16 protein-coding genes are annotated in these 13,355 nt (G+C 61.2%); 5 read left to right on the top strand and 11 right to left on the bottom strand.

Going from position 1 to position 13,355, the window contains the following annotated elements:
* The first annotated feature begins 57 nt into the window (after nt 1-57).
* The 3 genes from C8N42_RS07055 to coaD all read left to right on the top strand — a co-directional run bounded on the left by C8N42_RS07055 (nt 58) and on the right by coaD (nt 2,092).
* Nucleotides 58-951, top strand: coding sequence for a LysR family transcriptional regulator (locus C8N42_RS07055; RefSeq protein WP_107816014.1), 894 nt, complete (start codon nt 58-60; stop codon nt 949-951).
* A gap of 91 nt (nt 952-1,042) precedes the next feature.
* Nucleotides 1,043-1,477, top strand: a complete 435-nt coding sequence (locus C8N42_RS07050) for a CBS domain-containing protein (protein WP_107815840.1) — start codon at nt 1,043-1,045, stop codon at nt 1,475-1,477.
* A 120-nt stretch (nt 1,478-1,597) separates the two neighbouring features.
* Nucleotides 1,598-2,092 carry a pantetheine-phosphate adenylyltransferase gene (gene coaD / locus C8N42_RS07045; protein WP_107815839.1) on the top strand — a complete coding sequence of 165 codons (495 nt, stop codon included), beginning with the start codon at nt 1,598-1,600 and terminating at the stop codon, nt 2,090-2,092.
* A gap of 64 nt (nt 2,093-2,156) precedes the next feature.
* On the opposite strand, the gene C8N42_RS21575 is transcribed toward coaD, so the two are convergent.
* The 7 genes from C8N42_RS21575 to tkt form a co-directional block, all read right to left on the bottom strand.
* Complete coding sequence (locus tag C8N42_RS21575) at nt 2,157-2,315, bottom strand: hypothetical protein (protein WP_170109237.1); 159 nt, start codon at nt 2,313-2,315, stop codon at nt 2,157-2,159.
* Between the two features lie 167 nt (nt 2,316-2,482).
* Entirely contained in the window at nt 2,483-3,133 is a 651-nt protein-coding gene (locus tag C8N42_RS07040; RefSeq protein WP_107815838.1) for a MarC family protein, read from the bottom strand.
* A gap of 252 nt (nt 3,134-3,385) precedes the next feature.
* A complete protein-coding gene (gap, locus tag C8N42_RS07035; RefSeq protein ID WP_107815837.1) occupies nt 3,386-4,387 on the bottom strand; it encodes a type I glyceraldehyde-3-phosphate dehydrogenase in 1,002 nt (333 codons plus the stop codon).
* A 124-nt stretch (nt 4,388-4,511) separates the two neighbouring features.
* Nucleotides 4,512-4,655 carry a hypothetical protein gene (locus tag C8N42_RS21570; RefSeq protein WP_170109236.1) on the bottom strand — a complete coding sequence of 48 codons (144 nt, stop codon included), beginning with the start codon at nt 4,653-4,655 and terminating at the stop codon, nt 4,512-4,514.
* Nucleotides 4,656-4,848: 193 nt separating this feature from the next.
* A complete protein-coding gene (gene gap / locus C8N42_RS07030; RefSeq protein ID WP_107815836.1) occupies nt 4,849-5,844 on the bottom strand; it encodes a type I glyceraldehyde-3-phosphate dehydrogenase in 996 nt (331 codons plus the stop codon).
* 168 nt (nt 5,845-6,012) lie between these two features.
* Entirely contained in the window at nt 6,013-6,201 is a 189-nt protein-coding gene (locus tag C8N42_RS07025) for a hypothetical protein (RefSeq protein ID WP_146168248.1), read from the bottom strand.
* A 162-nt stretch (nt 6,202-6,363) separates the two neighbouring features.
* Entirely contained in the window at nt 6,364-8,385 is a 2,022-nt protein-coding gene (gene tkt, locus C8N42_RS07020) for a transketolase (protein ID WP_107815834.1), read from the bottom strand.
* 330 nt (nt 8,386-8,715) lie between these two features.
* Here tkt and C8N42_RS07015 point away from each other — a divergent pair, with 330 nt between their 5' ends.
* On the top strand, nt 8,716-9,243 hold the full coding sequence (locus C8N42_RS07015; protein WP_107815833.1) for a hypothetical protein: 528 nt from the start codon (nt 8,716-8,718) through the stop codon (nt 9,241-9,243).
* Between the two features lie 3 nt (nt 9,244-9,246).
* Nucleotides 9,247-9,663 (top strand): cell division protein ZapA, encoded by a 417-nt coding sequence (locus C8N42_RS07010; protein WP_107815832.1) that lies wholly within the window; start codon nt 9,247-9,249, stop codon nt 9,661-9,663.
* A 119-nt stretch (nt 9,664-9,782) separates the two neighbouring features.
* On the opposite strand, the gene grxD is transcribed toward C8N42_RS07010, so the two are convergent.
* The 4 genes from grxD to purL all read right to left on the bottom strand — a co-directional run bounded on the left by grxD (nt 9,783) and on the right by purL (nt 13,270).
* Nucleotides 9,783-10,142: a Grx4 family monothiol glutaredoxin gene (gene grxD, locus C8N42_RS07005; RefSeq protein WP_107815831.1), complete on the bottom strand. Its 360-nt coding sequence runs from the start codon at nt 10,140-10,142 to the stop codon at nt 9,783-9,785.
* Between the two features lie 117 nt (nt 10,143-10,259).
* Entirely contained in the window at nt 10,260-10,490 is a 231-nt protein-coding gene (locus C8N42_RS07000) for a BolA family protein (RefSeq protein ID WP_107815830.1), read from the bottom strand.
* A 65-nt stretch (nt 10,491-10,555) separates the two neighbouring features.
* Entirely contained in the window at nt 10,556-11,041 is a 486-nt protein-coding gene (locus C8N42_RS06995) for a hypothetical protein (protein ID WP_107815829.1), read from the bottom strand.
* Nucleotides 11,042-11,110: 69 nt separating this feature from the next.
* Nucleotides 11,111-13,270 (bottom strand): phosphoribosylformylglycinamidine synthase subunit PurL, encoded by a 2,160-nt coding sequence (gene purL / locus C8N42_RS06990; protein ID WP_107815828.1) that lies wholly within the window; start codon nt 13,268-13,270, stop codon nt 11,111-11,113.
* Nucleotides 13,271-13,355: the final 85 nt, after the last annotated feature.

Genomic DNA, 13,355 nt, shown 5'->3' with positions numbered 1-13,355 from the left:
GAGAATATTTCAAAAAGATTTTGCGTTTTTGCAAAACAAGTCGTGTGGGAGCTGGGTATGAACTGGGACGATCTGCGGGTGTTTCTGGCGGTGGCGCGGACCGAAAGCCTTTCGGGGGCGGGGCGTCAGCTCAAGATCGACCCCGCGACGGTGGGACGGCGGATCTCCCGGCTCGAAGAGGGGCTGGGGGTGACGTTGTTCGCGAAATCGCCACAGGGCTATGAGCTGACCCGCGATGGTGCGCGGCTTCTGGCCCACGCGGAGACGGCGGAACAGGCGGTGGCGCGTGGTGCCGAGGGCCTCTCGGAGGAGGGCGATGCGGGGCTCAAGGGGGTGATCCGTATCGGTGCGCCAGATGGTTGCGCCAACTACGTTCTGCCCCGGGTGATCGCGCGAATCGCCGACACCCACCCGGACCTGGAAATGCAGGTGATCGCCCAGCCGCGTCTTTTCAACCTGTCGAAACGCGAGGTGGATCTTGTGGTGAGCGTGTCTGCGCCGACCTCCGGGCGGCTGTTGGTGCAGAAGATCACCGACTACCATCTGTCGCTTGCGGGCATGCGCCCCTATCTGCGCAAGCATCCCGGGATTTCGGGCCTCGACGATCTCAAGGGGCATAAGATGGTGGGCTATGTGCCCGATCTGATTTTTGACAAGGAGCTGGACTATCTTGAGGAAATCGGGGTGAATCGCGTGGATTACACGTCGAATTCCGTCTCCGTCCAGCTCAACATGATCCGCGCGGAGCTGGGTCTCGGCATCGTGCATGACTTTTGCCTGCCCTATGTGCCACGCATGCGCCGGGTGCTGCCGGAGCTTGTGCGGCTCAAACGCGCCTTCTGGCTGGTGCGCCACGCCGATGATCGTAAGGTCGAAAGATTGTCCCGGTTCTGCGAGATTTTCACCCGGCAGATGCGGGAGGTCGTCGAGAAACTCGAAGGCGAGACTTGACAGATTGTCGCACCACGGGGGAGGCTTGGAACAGGGAGACAGAGAAAGAGTGCTGCACCTGCGGCAGCCGATTGATTAAAAGGGAGGAAACATGCTCGTTGGACAAATTTTGAAGACCAAGGCGATTGCGGAAACCGTGACCATCCGTCCGGATATGACGGTGGGGGAGGCGACGGAGATTCTGTCCGCGCGCAGGATCGGCGCGGTGATCGTCGCCACCGATCCGAAACGCCCCGAAGGCATCCTGTCCGAACGCGATATCGTGCGCGAGCTCGGGCGGACGGGGGCCGAAGTGCTGACGCACAAGGTGGCGGATTTCATGACCCGCAAGCTGGTGAGCTGCCGGGCCGACGATACGGCGCTGGCGGTTCTGGAGCGGATGAGCACCGGGCGGTTCCGTCACATGCCGGTGATGCAGGGCGATGAGATGATCGGTCTCGTGTCGATTGGCGATGTCGTCAAGGCGCGGCTTGAGGAGCTTGCGATGGAGAACACCGCACTCGAAGGCATGATCATGGGGCATTGACGCCCCTAGAGCCGGGATCGAACGAAATTATGACGGGTGACGGGGCGTTTGCGCCCCAATCCTCTTGATTTCGCACCTGCAATATTGTTGCGTGCGCCTCAGGTAGAGGAGGACGACCCCATGCGTATCGGCTTGTATCCCGGCACTTTCGACCCGGTAACCCATGGACATGGCGACATCATCCGGCGGGCCTGTGCGCTTGTCGACCGGCTCGTCATCGGTGTGGCGATCAACCGCGACAAGGGGCCTTTGTTCACCCTCGATGAGCGTGTCGAGATGCTTCAGGAGTACACGGCCGGTTTTGCTGCGGACACCGGTTGCGAGATTGTCGTACATCCGTTCGAGAATCTTCTGATCCAATGCGCGCGCGATGTGAACGCTTCTATCATCATTCGTGGTCTGCGCGCCGTGGCGGATTTCGAGTATGAATATCAGATGGTTGGGATGAACCGCGCGCTCGACAACAAGATTGAGACCGTGTTCCTCATGGCCGATGCCCGACATCAGGCGATTGCTTCGAAACTGGTCAAGGAAATCGCCCGACTCGATGGCGAGATTTCCAAATTCGTGGCGCCCGAGGTTGAAAAGCGTCTTCTGGCAAAATTCAACCGCTGAGAGAGCGTCTGCGCATGAAAAAAGCCCCTCTCCGGGGGCCTTTTCGGGGCGGTTGCCGGTTTTGTCAGCCGTAGACCGCGTCGTGTGCCAGTTTGCGGGCGCGGGTGTCGTCGATGTTCAGGTCGGCTTTGACCTTGGCGGACAGTCCGTCGAGTTCCGCGAGCGTGCGGCGATAGGCGACCCGTTTGCGGGCGGCGGTGGCGAGAGAAGCAAGGGTTTTCATGATGCCGTTCCTTTCGGGCTAAAGCGTTTCGATACCTCTGATATGCACCCGTTTTAGCGCTAACACCAATGCCGGTTCGCCAAGCTCGATATGCAACCTGCGCATGGGTGTCTCGGAAAACGCATCACTGTTTTGCAATACGTTTGGAAATCCCCGCAGCGCCGGGATCAGAACGGCGGAATGATCCCGATTGCCACGAAGCCCTTGAGCACCGCATCTACCGCGACGGCGGCGAGCACCATGCCCATGACGCGCGACACGATGGCCGCGCCGGTTTCGCCCAGAACGCGCAGGATCGGCTGGGCGGCCAAAAGGATCAGAAGGGTGATTACCAGCACGACCACCATGATCGAGGCGGTCATCGCCTGATGTGCCATGGAAAACCGGTCGTTGTCGGTAAGCATCACTACGGCCAGCATCGCGCCGGGTGACGCGATGGAGGGCATGGCAAGCGGGAAGACCGCGACGCGCCGGGCTTGCGCCTGTTGGTCTTTCTGGGGTTTTTCGACCTGCGCGGTCTCGTGCGAAGGCTTGCCATCGCCAAAGATCATCGTCAGCGCAAAGAGGAACAACACCAGCCCGCCCGCGATCTGGAAGGATGGAAGGCCCAGCCCCAGCGCCTCCAGAACCGCTTGTCCCAGAAGAATGAAGGCCAACAGGATGAAAAACGCGATCATCACGGCGCGGGCGGCGGCCATGCGTGCGAGACGTGGTGAGAGGCCGGCAGTGCCCGCGATGAAAACGGGCAGGGTGCCGATCGGGTCGATGACGACCCAGAGGGTGATGAATTCGCTGAGGATGGTCGACAGGCTGGGCATGGCTTTGAACTTGGGATGTTTTCGATGACATAGCATCGCTTGGCCGCTGAACAATATGAAAACGCCCCGGAGGGAGAAGCTCCGGGGCGTTCGTTTCCCGTTCGCGCGGGATAAACGTTTTTCGCTGAACCTTACTCAGGTTTTGCGAAAAGCGGCACGACGCTGTATCGGCGTTGTGACGTTTCTCAAAAGTGAGTGTCTCAATCTTTTGAGAAACGCTTTAACTGCGTTTCGGTCGCGAACGTATCTGGCTCAGAGGAATTTCGCCATCGCAACGGCGGTGTCCGCCATACGGTTGGAGAAACCCCATTCATTGTCGTACCAGGTCAGGATGCGGCACATGGTGCCTTCCATGACCTTGGTCTGATCGGTGTGGAAGATCGAGCTGTGCGGATCGTGGTTGAAATCCGAGGATACGAGCTTGCGGTCGGTGTAGCCGAGAATGCCTTTCAGCGGGCCATTGGCGGCGGCGCGGATTTTCTCGTTGATCTCTTCCACGGTGGTCGGGCGCGCGGCCTCGAACGTCAGGTCGACGACGGAGACGTTCGGCGTCGGCACGCGGATCGCGACACCGTCGAGCTTGCCCGCAAGTTCCGGCAGCACGAGGCCCACGGCCTTCGCCGCACCGGTGGAGGTCGGGATCATCGACAGCGCGGCGGCGCGGGCGCGATACAGGTCCTTGTGCATCGTGTCGAGCGTCGGCTGGTCGCCGGTGTAGGAGTGGATCGTGGTCATGAAGCCCTTGACGATGCCGATCTCGTCATTGAGCACCTTGGCCACCGGAGAGAGGCAGTTGGTGGTGCAGGACGCGTTCGAGACGACGATGTCATCGGCGGTCAGCACATCGTCGTTCACACCGAACACGATGGTCTTGTCGGCATTGGTGCCCGGCGCGGAAATCAGCACGCGGGAAGAGCCGTTCTCCAGATGCGCCTGACATTTTTCTTTCGAGGTGAAAATGCCGGTGCATTCCATCACGATGTCGATATCGGACCAGGGCAGATCGGCGGGGTTGCGGATCGCGGTTACCTTGATCGGGCCTCGGCCCACGTCAATCGTGTCCTCGGTGAATTTCACCTCGACCGGGAACCGGCCATGGACCGAGTCGAATTGCAGCAGATGCGCGTTGGTTTCCACCGGACCCAGATCGTTGATCGCCACCACCTCGATATCGGTGCGACCCGACTCGACGATGGCGCGCAGTACGTTGCGCCCGATCCGACCAAATCCGTTGATTGCGACTTTCACGGCCATTACAGCACCTCCTTGACGCTTTGGCTTGAGAAGGGACGATGTCCCCCTTCATGTGATCCGCAAGGAGCTTTCCCCTTGCAGAATGTATTCAGAATGCGACCGTCTTTCGGCCACACGACAGCTCTCAGCGCCAGAATGCAATCCAGTGAATGAGCCGAAGCCATTCTCGGGCCAGGAACAAGGTTCCAGCCCCCCCGGTCAGTCCGAAATCGAGGCCGAGCGCGATCAAAATCACGATGGCGAGGCCCAGGGCAATTTGATTGGTCATATCTCGCGCTAACGTCTGTCTTGGGGGCACAATGCGACAGGGGTGTGAAGAAAAAAAGGGGGCAGATCAAAAAAAGCGAAATTATGCCCGCAGGATATCCTACGCGCCTCAAGTGTCTGCCGAAAAATGTGACAGGACGGGGGCTCCTCTTCCCCCGTCCCGAAGGGCGTCTGGCTTTGCCGGCCCGGAGGCGTCAGAGCCGGCCCATGGCGGTGGCGACATCGGCCATACGTGCCGAGAAGCCCCATTCGTTGTCATACCAGGCAAGCACACGCACGGTGCGGCCGATGACCTTGGTCTGATCGGGCGCGAAGATCGAGGATTGCACCGTGTGGTTGAAGTCGATCGACACTTTCGGCTCGGGGTCATAGCCGAGAACGGCGCGCATGTGACCTTCGGCGGCTTCGCGCACGATCTCGTTCACATCCGCAACGGTCACATCCTTGGACGCCTGAAAGGTCAGGTCGACGGCAGAGACATTCGGTGTGGGGACGCGGATGGCGGAACCGTCGAGCTTGCCAGCGAGTTCCGGCAGCACTTCGGAAATGGCTTTGGCGGCCCCGGTCGAGGTCGGGATCATCGCCATGGCGGCGGCGCGGGCGCGGTAAAGATCCTTGTGACGCCGGTCCAGCGTCGGCTGGTCGCCGGTGTAGCTGTGGATCGTGGTCATGATGCCGCTTTCGATGCCGATGGCGTCGTTCAGCACCTTGGCGAGCGGCGCAAGGCAGTTCGTGGTGCAGGAGCCGTTCGAGATCATCCGCTCGGTCTCGCGCAGGTCGCGGTGGTTGACGCCGAAGACCACGGTGCGGTCGACGTTCTTGGCGGGTGCGGAGATCAGCACTTTGCGCGCACCGCGTTCGAGGTGGGTGTTGGCCTTGTGTCCGTCGTTGAACTTGCCAGTGCATTCGAGCACCACGTCCACACCTTCCCAGTCGAGTTCTTCCGGGTTGTAGGTAGACATAACCTGAATCGGGCCATTGCCGAGGTCCATGGTGTTGCCTTCGACGGTTACGGTTCCGCCGAAACGGCCATGGACGCTGTCGTATTTCAGCAGGTGCGCATTGGTTTCGATCGGGCCGGTGGCGTTGATCTTGACCACCTCGACCTCGTTCAGGCCCGCCTCCGCGATATGCGCCAGGGTGCAGCGCCCGATGCGGCCAAATCCGTTGATCCCGAGTTTGATGGTCATGTTGCGTCTCCGGCTGATGTTCAAATGAGGAGGGAGTCGCAGGTCGGTATACGGCGGTGTGCCGTATTGGAAAAGCATTTAACGCCAACATGTTGGCGCAAACATAGGGAAAAGAGACGGTTTAGCGATAACACGTCGGGGACCCGTGGGCCCCCGACCGCTCAGCCGTCACATGCCGGGCAGTTTGCAATCGTTCGCGTCGAGCGTTTGCACGGGGTCGCCCGGGGCGCAGGTCTCGTGGCTCACGGGGTACTCCTGCGGCGTGGTTTCGCAGGCGGCAAGCACGCTGGTGCCCAGAAGCAGCGCCACGACCGGGGCCAGTCGCGTGCGCATATGTGTCGTTTCGGATTTCATCATCGTCTCCTTCCCTGGTGGTCCGGCCTCCCGCCTGTGTCGGGGAGGTCCGCGCCGATTTCACGTCAGCTACAGGTTTCAGGCAAGAGTAACGTAGGGGAAGGGACGAAAAACAGACGCCCGCGCAGATTGCGCGGGCGTGATTTTTCAAAGTGCGGATGGTCCTTAGCCCAAGAGCGCCTTGACCTGAGCCACCACGTTCCCGGCGGTGATGCCGAATTTCTCGTAGAGCTCTTCGGCCGGGGCGGACGCGCCGAAGCGGGTCATGCCCACGAAAGCCTGTTTTGCTTCACGACCGCGCTCGCCCAGAAGCCAGCGGTCCCAGCCACCTTCGCGTACGGCGGCTTCCACACCAACGCGCACCGGACCGGCCGGAAGCACTTTGCGGCGATAGGCTTCGTCCTGTTCCGCGAACAGTTCCATACAGGGCATGGACACCACGCGGGTGCCGATACCGTTCTCTTGCAGGATCTTGCGGGCTTCCATCGCGATGGCCACTTCGGAACCGGTGGCGATCAGGATCGCGTCACGCTTGCCCTCGGCCTCGGCCAGCACATAAGCGCCTTTGGACACGAGGTTCGCGGTCTTGTGCTCGGTGCGCAGCGTCGGGACGTTCTGACGGGTCAGGACCAGAACGGACGGGGTTTTCTGCGCGGTCAGTGCGATTTCCCAGGCCTCAGCCGTCTCGACCGTATCCGCCGGGCGGATCGTCAGCGTGTTCGGCGTCGCGCGGCAGATGGCGAGATGCTCGACCGGCTGGTGGGTCGGACCGTCTTCGCCGAGACCGATGGAGTCATGGGTCATGACATAGGTCACCGGAATGCGCATCAGGGCCGACAAACGCATCGCCGGACGTGCGTAATCGGTGAAGCAGAAGAAGGTGCCGCCATAAGGGCGGATGCCCCCGTGAAGCGCCATGCCGTTCATCGCGGCGGCCATGCCGTGTTCGCGGATGCCATAATAGACGTAACGCCCCTTGCGGTTGGTTTCGTCAAAGACGCCCATGTCGCCCGTGAGCGTATTGTTCGATCCGGTAAGGTCTGCGGAGCCACCGATGGTTTCGGGCATGATCGGGTTGATCACTTCGAGCACCTTCTGCGAGGAGGCGCGGGTCGCGAGGCTCGGCGCGGTCTCGGAGATCTGTTTCTTGAACGCCTTGATCGTGGCCGACAGTTTCTTTGGCGCATCGCCCGCGAAGACGCGGTTGAATTCGGCCTGACGACGCTCGGACTGCTCCTCGAAGCGTGCCTCCCATGCAACGCGCTCGTGGCGGCCTTTCGCGCCGATCTCTTCCCATTCGGCTTTCACCTCGGGGGAGACCTCATAAGGACCCCAGTTCACGCCATAGGCCGCTTTCGCGGCGGCGAGCTGGTCGGGATTGGTGAGCGCGCCGTGGCCTTTCGAGGTGTCCTGCGCGGCGTGACCCAGAGCGATATGGGTCTTGCAGGCGATCATCGAAGGTTTCTTGGATTTCTTCGCGGCCTCGATGGCGGCGTCGATCTGCTCCGGGTCATGACCGTCGATGGACTGGACATGCCAGCCTGCGGATTTGAAACGCGCCACCTGATCGGTGCGATCAGAAACGTCCACTGTGCCGTCGATGGTGATGTTGTTGTTGTCCCAGAAGACGATCAGCTTGCCGAGTTTCTGACGACCGGCGAGCGCGATGGCTTCCTGAGACACGCCCTCCATGAGACAGCCGTCACCGGCCATGACATAGGTGTAGTGGTTCTGAAGCTTGGCGCCGAAACGGGCACGCAGGCTTTCTTCGGCCATGGCGAAACCGACGGCGTTCGAAATGCCCTGGCCGAGCGGGCCGGTTGTAGTCTCGACACCGTCGAGCAGGAAGTTTTCCGGGTGACCGGCGGTCTTCGCGCCCATCTGGCGGAAGTTCTTGATCTCTTCGAGCGGCATTTCCTTGTAGCCGGTCAGATAAAGCAGCGAATAGATCAGCATGGAGCCGTGACCCGCCGACAGGATGAAGCGGTCGCGGTCCGGCCAGAGCGGCGCGGAAGCATCGAATTTCAGATGCTTGCCGAACAGCACGGTGGCCACATCGGCCATGCCCATCGGCATGCCGGAGTGACCGGAATTGGCACCGGCGACGGCATCGAGCGTCAGCGTGCGGATGGCGGCGGCACGCATCCAGTGATCGGGGTGCGCCTCGCGCAGGGTTGCGATATCCACGGGCGGATCTCCTTATAGGCTCCCAAACTGAGGTCGGAACGTGTGGAATCCACGGAAATTCCGGCCTTTCGGGCCTTCTGATAACGATGTGGCGGCAAAGTGCAAGCGGCGAGGCGTTCATGCGGCCATGTTGTCTGGGCTTTCCGCACTCCGATCAGGAGGCATGTTGGTAAATCCGGTCCCATGGGATAGTCTCGCGAATCAAGAGACAGAACATGAGGCCCGCGCGCTTCGCCCTTGAGCACAAAGGAAGTTTCGGCTTTCATGGTGCCAGACAGGGCGCAGGGAGAGAGGTCGCATGATGACAGAGCAGAATGTGAGTAGGTGGCAATGAGCGAGATTTCCGATTTCGAAGCCCGGATCACAGCCGCGCTTGAGCGGATCGGGCGTGCGGTTGCCGTGGCCGAGGAGCGTGCCGAGGCGGCGCAGACGGGGGGAGTCGCCAGTCAGGCGCTGGAGGCGGAGGTTGCCCGTCTGAACGATGCGCTGGAAGCCGAGCAGAGCATCAACGCCCAGCTCGAAGACCGTGTGAAGGCGATCCACGATCGTCAGGAAACCCATGTGGCTGCACTTGAGGACGAGGTGGAGACCTTGCGCCGTCAGTTGATGGATCACGACCGGGAAATGCGGAAGCTGCGTCATGTGAATGCGCAACTGCGCGAGAACAATGCAGCGCTGCGCGAGGCCAATGCCGTGGGGCTGTCCGACGCAGATCTGATCAACGCCGGGATGCGCGCCGAGCTGGAAGCGCTCAAGGTGACGCGGGATGTGGATGTGACGGAGCTCGACGCGATCCTGACCGAGTTGCGCGCAGTGATGACGCGGGCCTCGGGTGCGCAACCGAGCGAGGAGGTATAAACGATGCCCGAAGTGAAAATCTCCATCGGTGGCCGCGAATTCGATGTGGCCTGTCAGGCGGGGGAGGAGCATTTCCTGAAATCCGCAGCCGAGCTTCTGGACAATGAGGCTTCGGTTTTGTCGAGCCAGATCGGGCGTTTACCTTCTGAGCGGATGCTCCTGATGGCGGGGCTGATGCTCGCGGACAAGACCGCCGGGATGGAAGAACAAATGCGCGCGCTGGAGAGCAAGCTCGGCGCGCAGGAAGCCTTGATCGAAGAGATGCGGGCGCGTCCGGAGCCGGAACCGGTGAAGGTCGAGGTGCCGGTGGTGCCCGCCGATGTCACCGACACGCTGGCCGAGATGGCCGCCCGCGCAGAGGCCATGGCCGCCGCCTTCGAGGAACGGCTGGGTGTGACAGACACGCTGAACGAGGGGTGATCGCCGAAGGCTGTCACGTCACGATCTTCCGATGTCCTTCAGTGAGGGAATTAACCCCCTCTGTCCAAAGAAGAAAGGCACGTCTCGGACGTGCCTTTTGTTCCGTCGGAGAAGGGTGATCAGGTGTTCGCGGCGCGGATTTGGTCGGCTTTTTCGGTGTCGAAAGCGACGCCCTTGTCCGCGAGCATCTGGTCGAGCTCGCCCGAGAGCGTCATCTCGATCACGATGTCGCAGCCGCCGACGAATTCGCCTTTGACGTAAAGCTGCGGGATCGTCGGCCAGTCGGAGAATTCCTTGATCCCCTGACGGATTTCCTCGTCGGAGAGCACGTCGACATCGAGATAATCGACGCCCATGAAGTTCAGGATCCCCGCCACTTTCGACGAGAAACCGCAACGCGGCATGAGCTTGGTGCCCTTCATGTAGAGAACGACATCGTTCTCATCGACGGTTTTCTGGATGGTCTCTTGCGCAGTCATGATCAATGTCCTTTGGGTGATCTTCACGGAGTCCGCGAAGGCCATATTTGAAAAGCCGGGGCAGGCGGTTGAACACTATATAGAGCGTCTCCAGTACCCCGACCAGAAGTTCCACTTTTACTCCGGCGCGCGGGTGGTCAACGCCAGCGCGTGCAACTCGCCGCTGTCGAGCTTTTCCTTGAGGGTCGCGTTGACGGCGCGCTGTTGCTGGACGCGGTTCATGCCCTTGAACGAGGCATCCACCACCTCGGCGGCGAAATGCTGGCCGTCATCTCCCTGAACGATGATCTTGGCGTCGGGGAAACCAATGCGGATCAGATGTTCGATATCGGTGGCGGTGATGGCCATGTAGGGCGCTCCTTGGTTTGTCGTTGGTCTGAAATGTAAGCGGTGGTGCGGGGCGCTGCAAGCATTCAGGCGGGATGACCCTGTGCAATCGCGCTCAGGAATGTCTCATAGTCTGCCGCGAGCGTGTCCGTGTCGGCCCAGGCCCGCGCGCATTTGCGCAGGAGGCGCTGTCGTTCGTTCTCAAGCGCTTCCGGCAGATCGAGAACTCCGGCCTCCATCAGTTGCCGCATCCGCTCGTGCAGAGGTTTCAGCCGGTCGAAATCGCGCAGCATGGCGGACAGAAGCGTCGGGTCGTCACGCCAGCTTTCGCCGTTGAAGCGCAGTTGCGTCACACGTTGACCGGCCCCGGCACAATCGTAGAGCACACAACCCCGGTTGCCGATTTCTTCGAGCTCATTGTGACAAGAACACAGATGCCCGTCGAGATTGGGGCAGGGCGTTCCCGCGGGTTTGTCGAAAGAGAACAGATCGCCCTTGTCGAGCGTTAGTCCGACGCAGCATAGCGCTGCGCATTGGGAACAATTGGAGGTGAGGTCGGGCAGGTCGGTCATGAGTGTCTTATAAAGCAAAAGGCCCGCGGTTTGGCGGGCCTTCTTGAGATGATATGGCCAAGAAGAGGATCAGCCGAAAATCTCGCCGAAGGTGCCGCGATAGATCGCGGATAGTTCGGCCAGCGGGGCGGAAGACGTTCCGAATTTCACCGTGTCGCCACCGAATTTGCCGACGGTGGCGATGGGGACCCCCGCCTGGCTGGCGGCGGCCATGAGGGCTTCGGCGGCGTCAAAAGAGCAGGCGACGAGGTAGCGCGCCTGATCCTCGCCAAAGAGCGTGGCGGTGTCGTCACTGTCGAGTGTGACGCCCACACCGGCGGCTTCGGCCATCTCGAAGGCGGCAAGCGCAAGCCCGCCGTCGGAGAGATCGGTTACGGCGCCGATCAGCTTGCCATTGGCGCGGATGAATTCGCCGTTGCGTTTCTCTGCATGAAGATCGACATGAGGGGCGTCGCCATCTTCGCGGTTGAAAACCTCGTAAAGGAGCGCGGACTGGCCCAAAAGTCCCTTGGTTTCCCCCACAAGCACGGCGATATCGCCCTCATTGGCGAGACCGGCGATCAGATCGTTCTCCGAGGCGATGAGACCCACCGCGCCGATGGTCGGGGTCGGCAGGATGCCTTCGCCGTAGCTTTCGTTGTAGAGCGAGACGTTGCCCGACACGATCGGCATGTCGAGGAAGGCGACGGCCTGACCGATGCCATCCAGAGCGCCCACGAATTGCCCCATGATCTCCGGTTTCTCCGGGTTGCCGAAGTTCAGGTTGTCGGTGGTCGCGAGCGGCAGGGCGCCCACGGCGGAGAGATTGCGGTAAGCTTCCGCTACGGCCTGTTTGCCACCCTCGACCGGGTTGGCACGCACGTAGCGCGGCGTCACGTCGGAGGTGAAGGCGAGCATCTTGGGCGTGCCATGGACACGGATCACACCGGCGCCAAGGCCCGGGGTGCGCACGCTGTCGGCCATGACCTGCGTGTCGTATTGCTCATAGACCCACGCTTTCGAGGCGTAGTTCGGCGAGGAGATCAGCCCTTTGAGCCCGTCGATGGCGTCGATCTGCGGCACGTCGGCGACCTGTTCGGCCTCGGGCGTCGGAACCCAAGGACGGTCGTATTCCGGCGCGGAGGAGGCGAGTGTGGACAGCGGCAGGTCGGCCATGCAGGTGCCGTTGTGCATGATCAGGAAGCGGTCTTCCTCGATGGTCTCGCCGACGATGGCGAAATCGAGGTCCCATTTCTCGAACACCGCACGCGCCTCGGCCTCTTTCTCGGGCTTCAGCACCATGAGCATGCGTTCCTGAGATTCAGAAAGCATCATCTCATAGGCGGTCATGTTCGGTTCGCGCTGCGGCACGTTTTCGAGATCGAGACGCACGCCAAGACCGCCCTTGTCGCCCATCTCGACGGCGGAACAGGTGAGACCGGCGGCCCCCATATCCTGAATGGAGATCACCGCGCCGGTCCGCATCAGCTCAAGGGTGGCTTCCATCAGACATTTCTCGGTGAACGGATCGCCGACCTGAACGGTGGGGCGTTTCTCCTCGATGCTGTCGTCGAATTCGGCAGACGCCATGGTCGCGCCGCCAACACCGTCACGACCGGTTTTCGCACCGAGGTAGACGACGGGCATGCCGACGCCCGAGGCCGCCGAGTAGAAAATCTTGTCCGCGTCCGCCAGACCGGCGGCGAAAGCGTTCACGAGGCAGTTGCCGTTATAGGCGGCGTGGAAGCGGACCTCGCCGCCCACGGTCGGCACCCCGAAACAGTTGCCATAGCCGCCGACACCTTCGACGACGCCATGGACAAGCTGTTTGGTTTTGGGGTGCTCCTTGACGCCGAAGGAGAGGGAATTCATCGCCGCGATGGGGCGTGCGCCCATGGTGAACACGTCGCGCAGGATGCCGCCGACGCCGGTCGCGGCCCCTTGGTAGGGCTCGATATAGGAGGGGTGGTTGTGGCTTTCCATCTTGAAGACCACGGCTTGCCCGTCACCGATATCGACCACACCCGCGTTCTCACCTGGGCCACAGATGACCTGCGGGCCGGAGGTCGGCAGTTTGCGCAGGTGCAGTTTCGAGGATTTGTAGGAACAGTGTTCGTTCCACATGGCCGAAAAGATACCCAGCTCGGTGAAGGTCGGTTCGCGGTTCAGAATGCGCAGGATTTCGGCGTATTCTTCCGGCTTGAGACCGTGGGCGGCGATGATCTCTTCGGTGATGGCGGGTTCGGTCATGAATGTCCCCTCGAATGTCCACTTGGGCGGCAGCCTGTCGTTACGCGCCCTCTTAGGACGTTTGGCGGTTTTGGGAAAGGGGCTA

Source organism: Celeribacter persicus, assembly GCF_003050785.1.
GTDB classification, from domain to species: Bacteria; Pseudomonadota; Alphaproteobacteria; order Rhodobacterales; family Rhodobacteraceae; genus Celeribacter; species Celeribacter persicus.
Note: the sequence above shows the minus strand (reverse complement) of the source record. Positions and strands in the feature narration are given on the sequence as shown.

Bases quoted from the DNA above. Each gene is read 5' to 3' on its own strand.
- C8N42_RS07055 (WP_107816014.1), top strand. From the start codon at position 58: ATGAACTGGGACGATCTGCGGGTGTTTCTGGCGGTGGCGCGGACCGAA.
- C8N42_RS07050 (WP_107815840.1), top strand. From the start codon at position 1,043: ATGCTCGTTGGACAAATTTTGAAGACCAAGGCGATTGCGGAAACCGTG.
- coaD (WP_107815839.1), top strand. From the start codon at position 1,598: ATGCGTATCGGCTTGTATCCCGGCACTTTCGACCCGGTAACCCATGGA.
- C8N42_RS21575 (WP_170109237.1), bottom strand. From the start codon at position 2,315: ATGAAAACCCTTGCTTCTCTCGCCACCGCCGCCCGCAAACGGGTCGCC.
- C8N42_RS07040 (WP_107815838.1), bottom strand. From the start codon at position 3,133: ATGCCCAGCCTGTCGACCATCCTCAGCGAATTCATCACCCTCTGGGTC.
- gap (WP_107815837.1), bottom strand. From the start codon at position 4,387: ATGGCCGTGAAAGTCGCAATCAACGGATTTGGTCGGATCGGGCGCAAC.
- C8N42_RS21570 (WP_170109236.1), bottom strand. From the start codon at position 4,655: ATGACCAATCAAATTGCCCTGGGCCTCGCCATCGTGATTTTGATCGCG.
- gap (WP_107815836.1), bottom strand. From the start codon at position 5,844: ATGACCATCAAACTCGGGATCAACGGATTTGGCCGCATCGGGCGCTGC.
- C8N42_RS07025 (WP_146168248.1), bottom strand. From the start codon at position 6,201: ATGATGAAATCCGAAACGACACATATGCGCACGCGACTGGCCCCGGTC.
- C8N42_RS07015 (WP_107815833.1), top strand. From the start codon at position 8,716: ATGAGCGAGATTTCCGATTTCGAAGCCCGGATCACAGCCGCGCTTGAG.
- C8N42_RS07010 (WP_107815832.1), top strand. From the start codon at position 9,247: ATGCCCGAAGTGAAAATCTCCATCGGTGGCCGCGAATTCGATGTGGCC.
- grxD (WP_107815831.1), bottom strand. From the start codon at position 10,142: ATGACTGCGCAAGAGACCATCCAGAAAACCGTCGATGAGAACGATGTC.
- C8N42_RS07000 (WP_107815830.1), bottom strand. From the start codon at position 10,490: ATGGCCATCACCGCCACCGATATCGAACATCTGATCCGCATTGGTTTC.
- C8N42_RS06995 (WP_107815829.1), bottom strand. From the start codon at position 11,041: ATGACCGACCTGCCCGACCTCACCTCCAATTGTTCCCAATGCGCAGCG.
- purL (WP_107815828.1), bottom strand. From the start codon at position 13,270: ATGACCGAACCCGCCATCACCGAAGAGATCATCGCCGCCCACGGTCTC.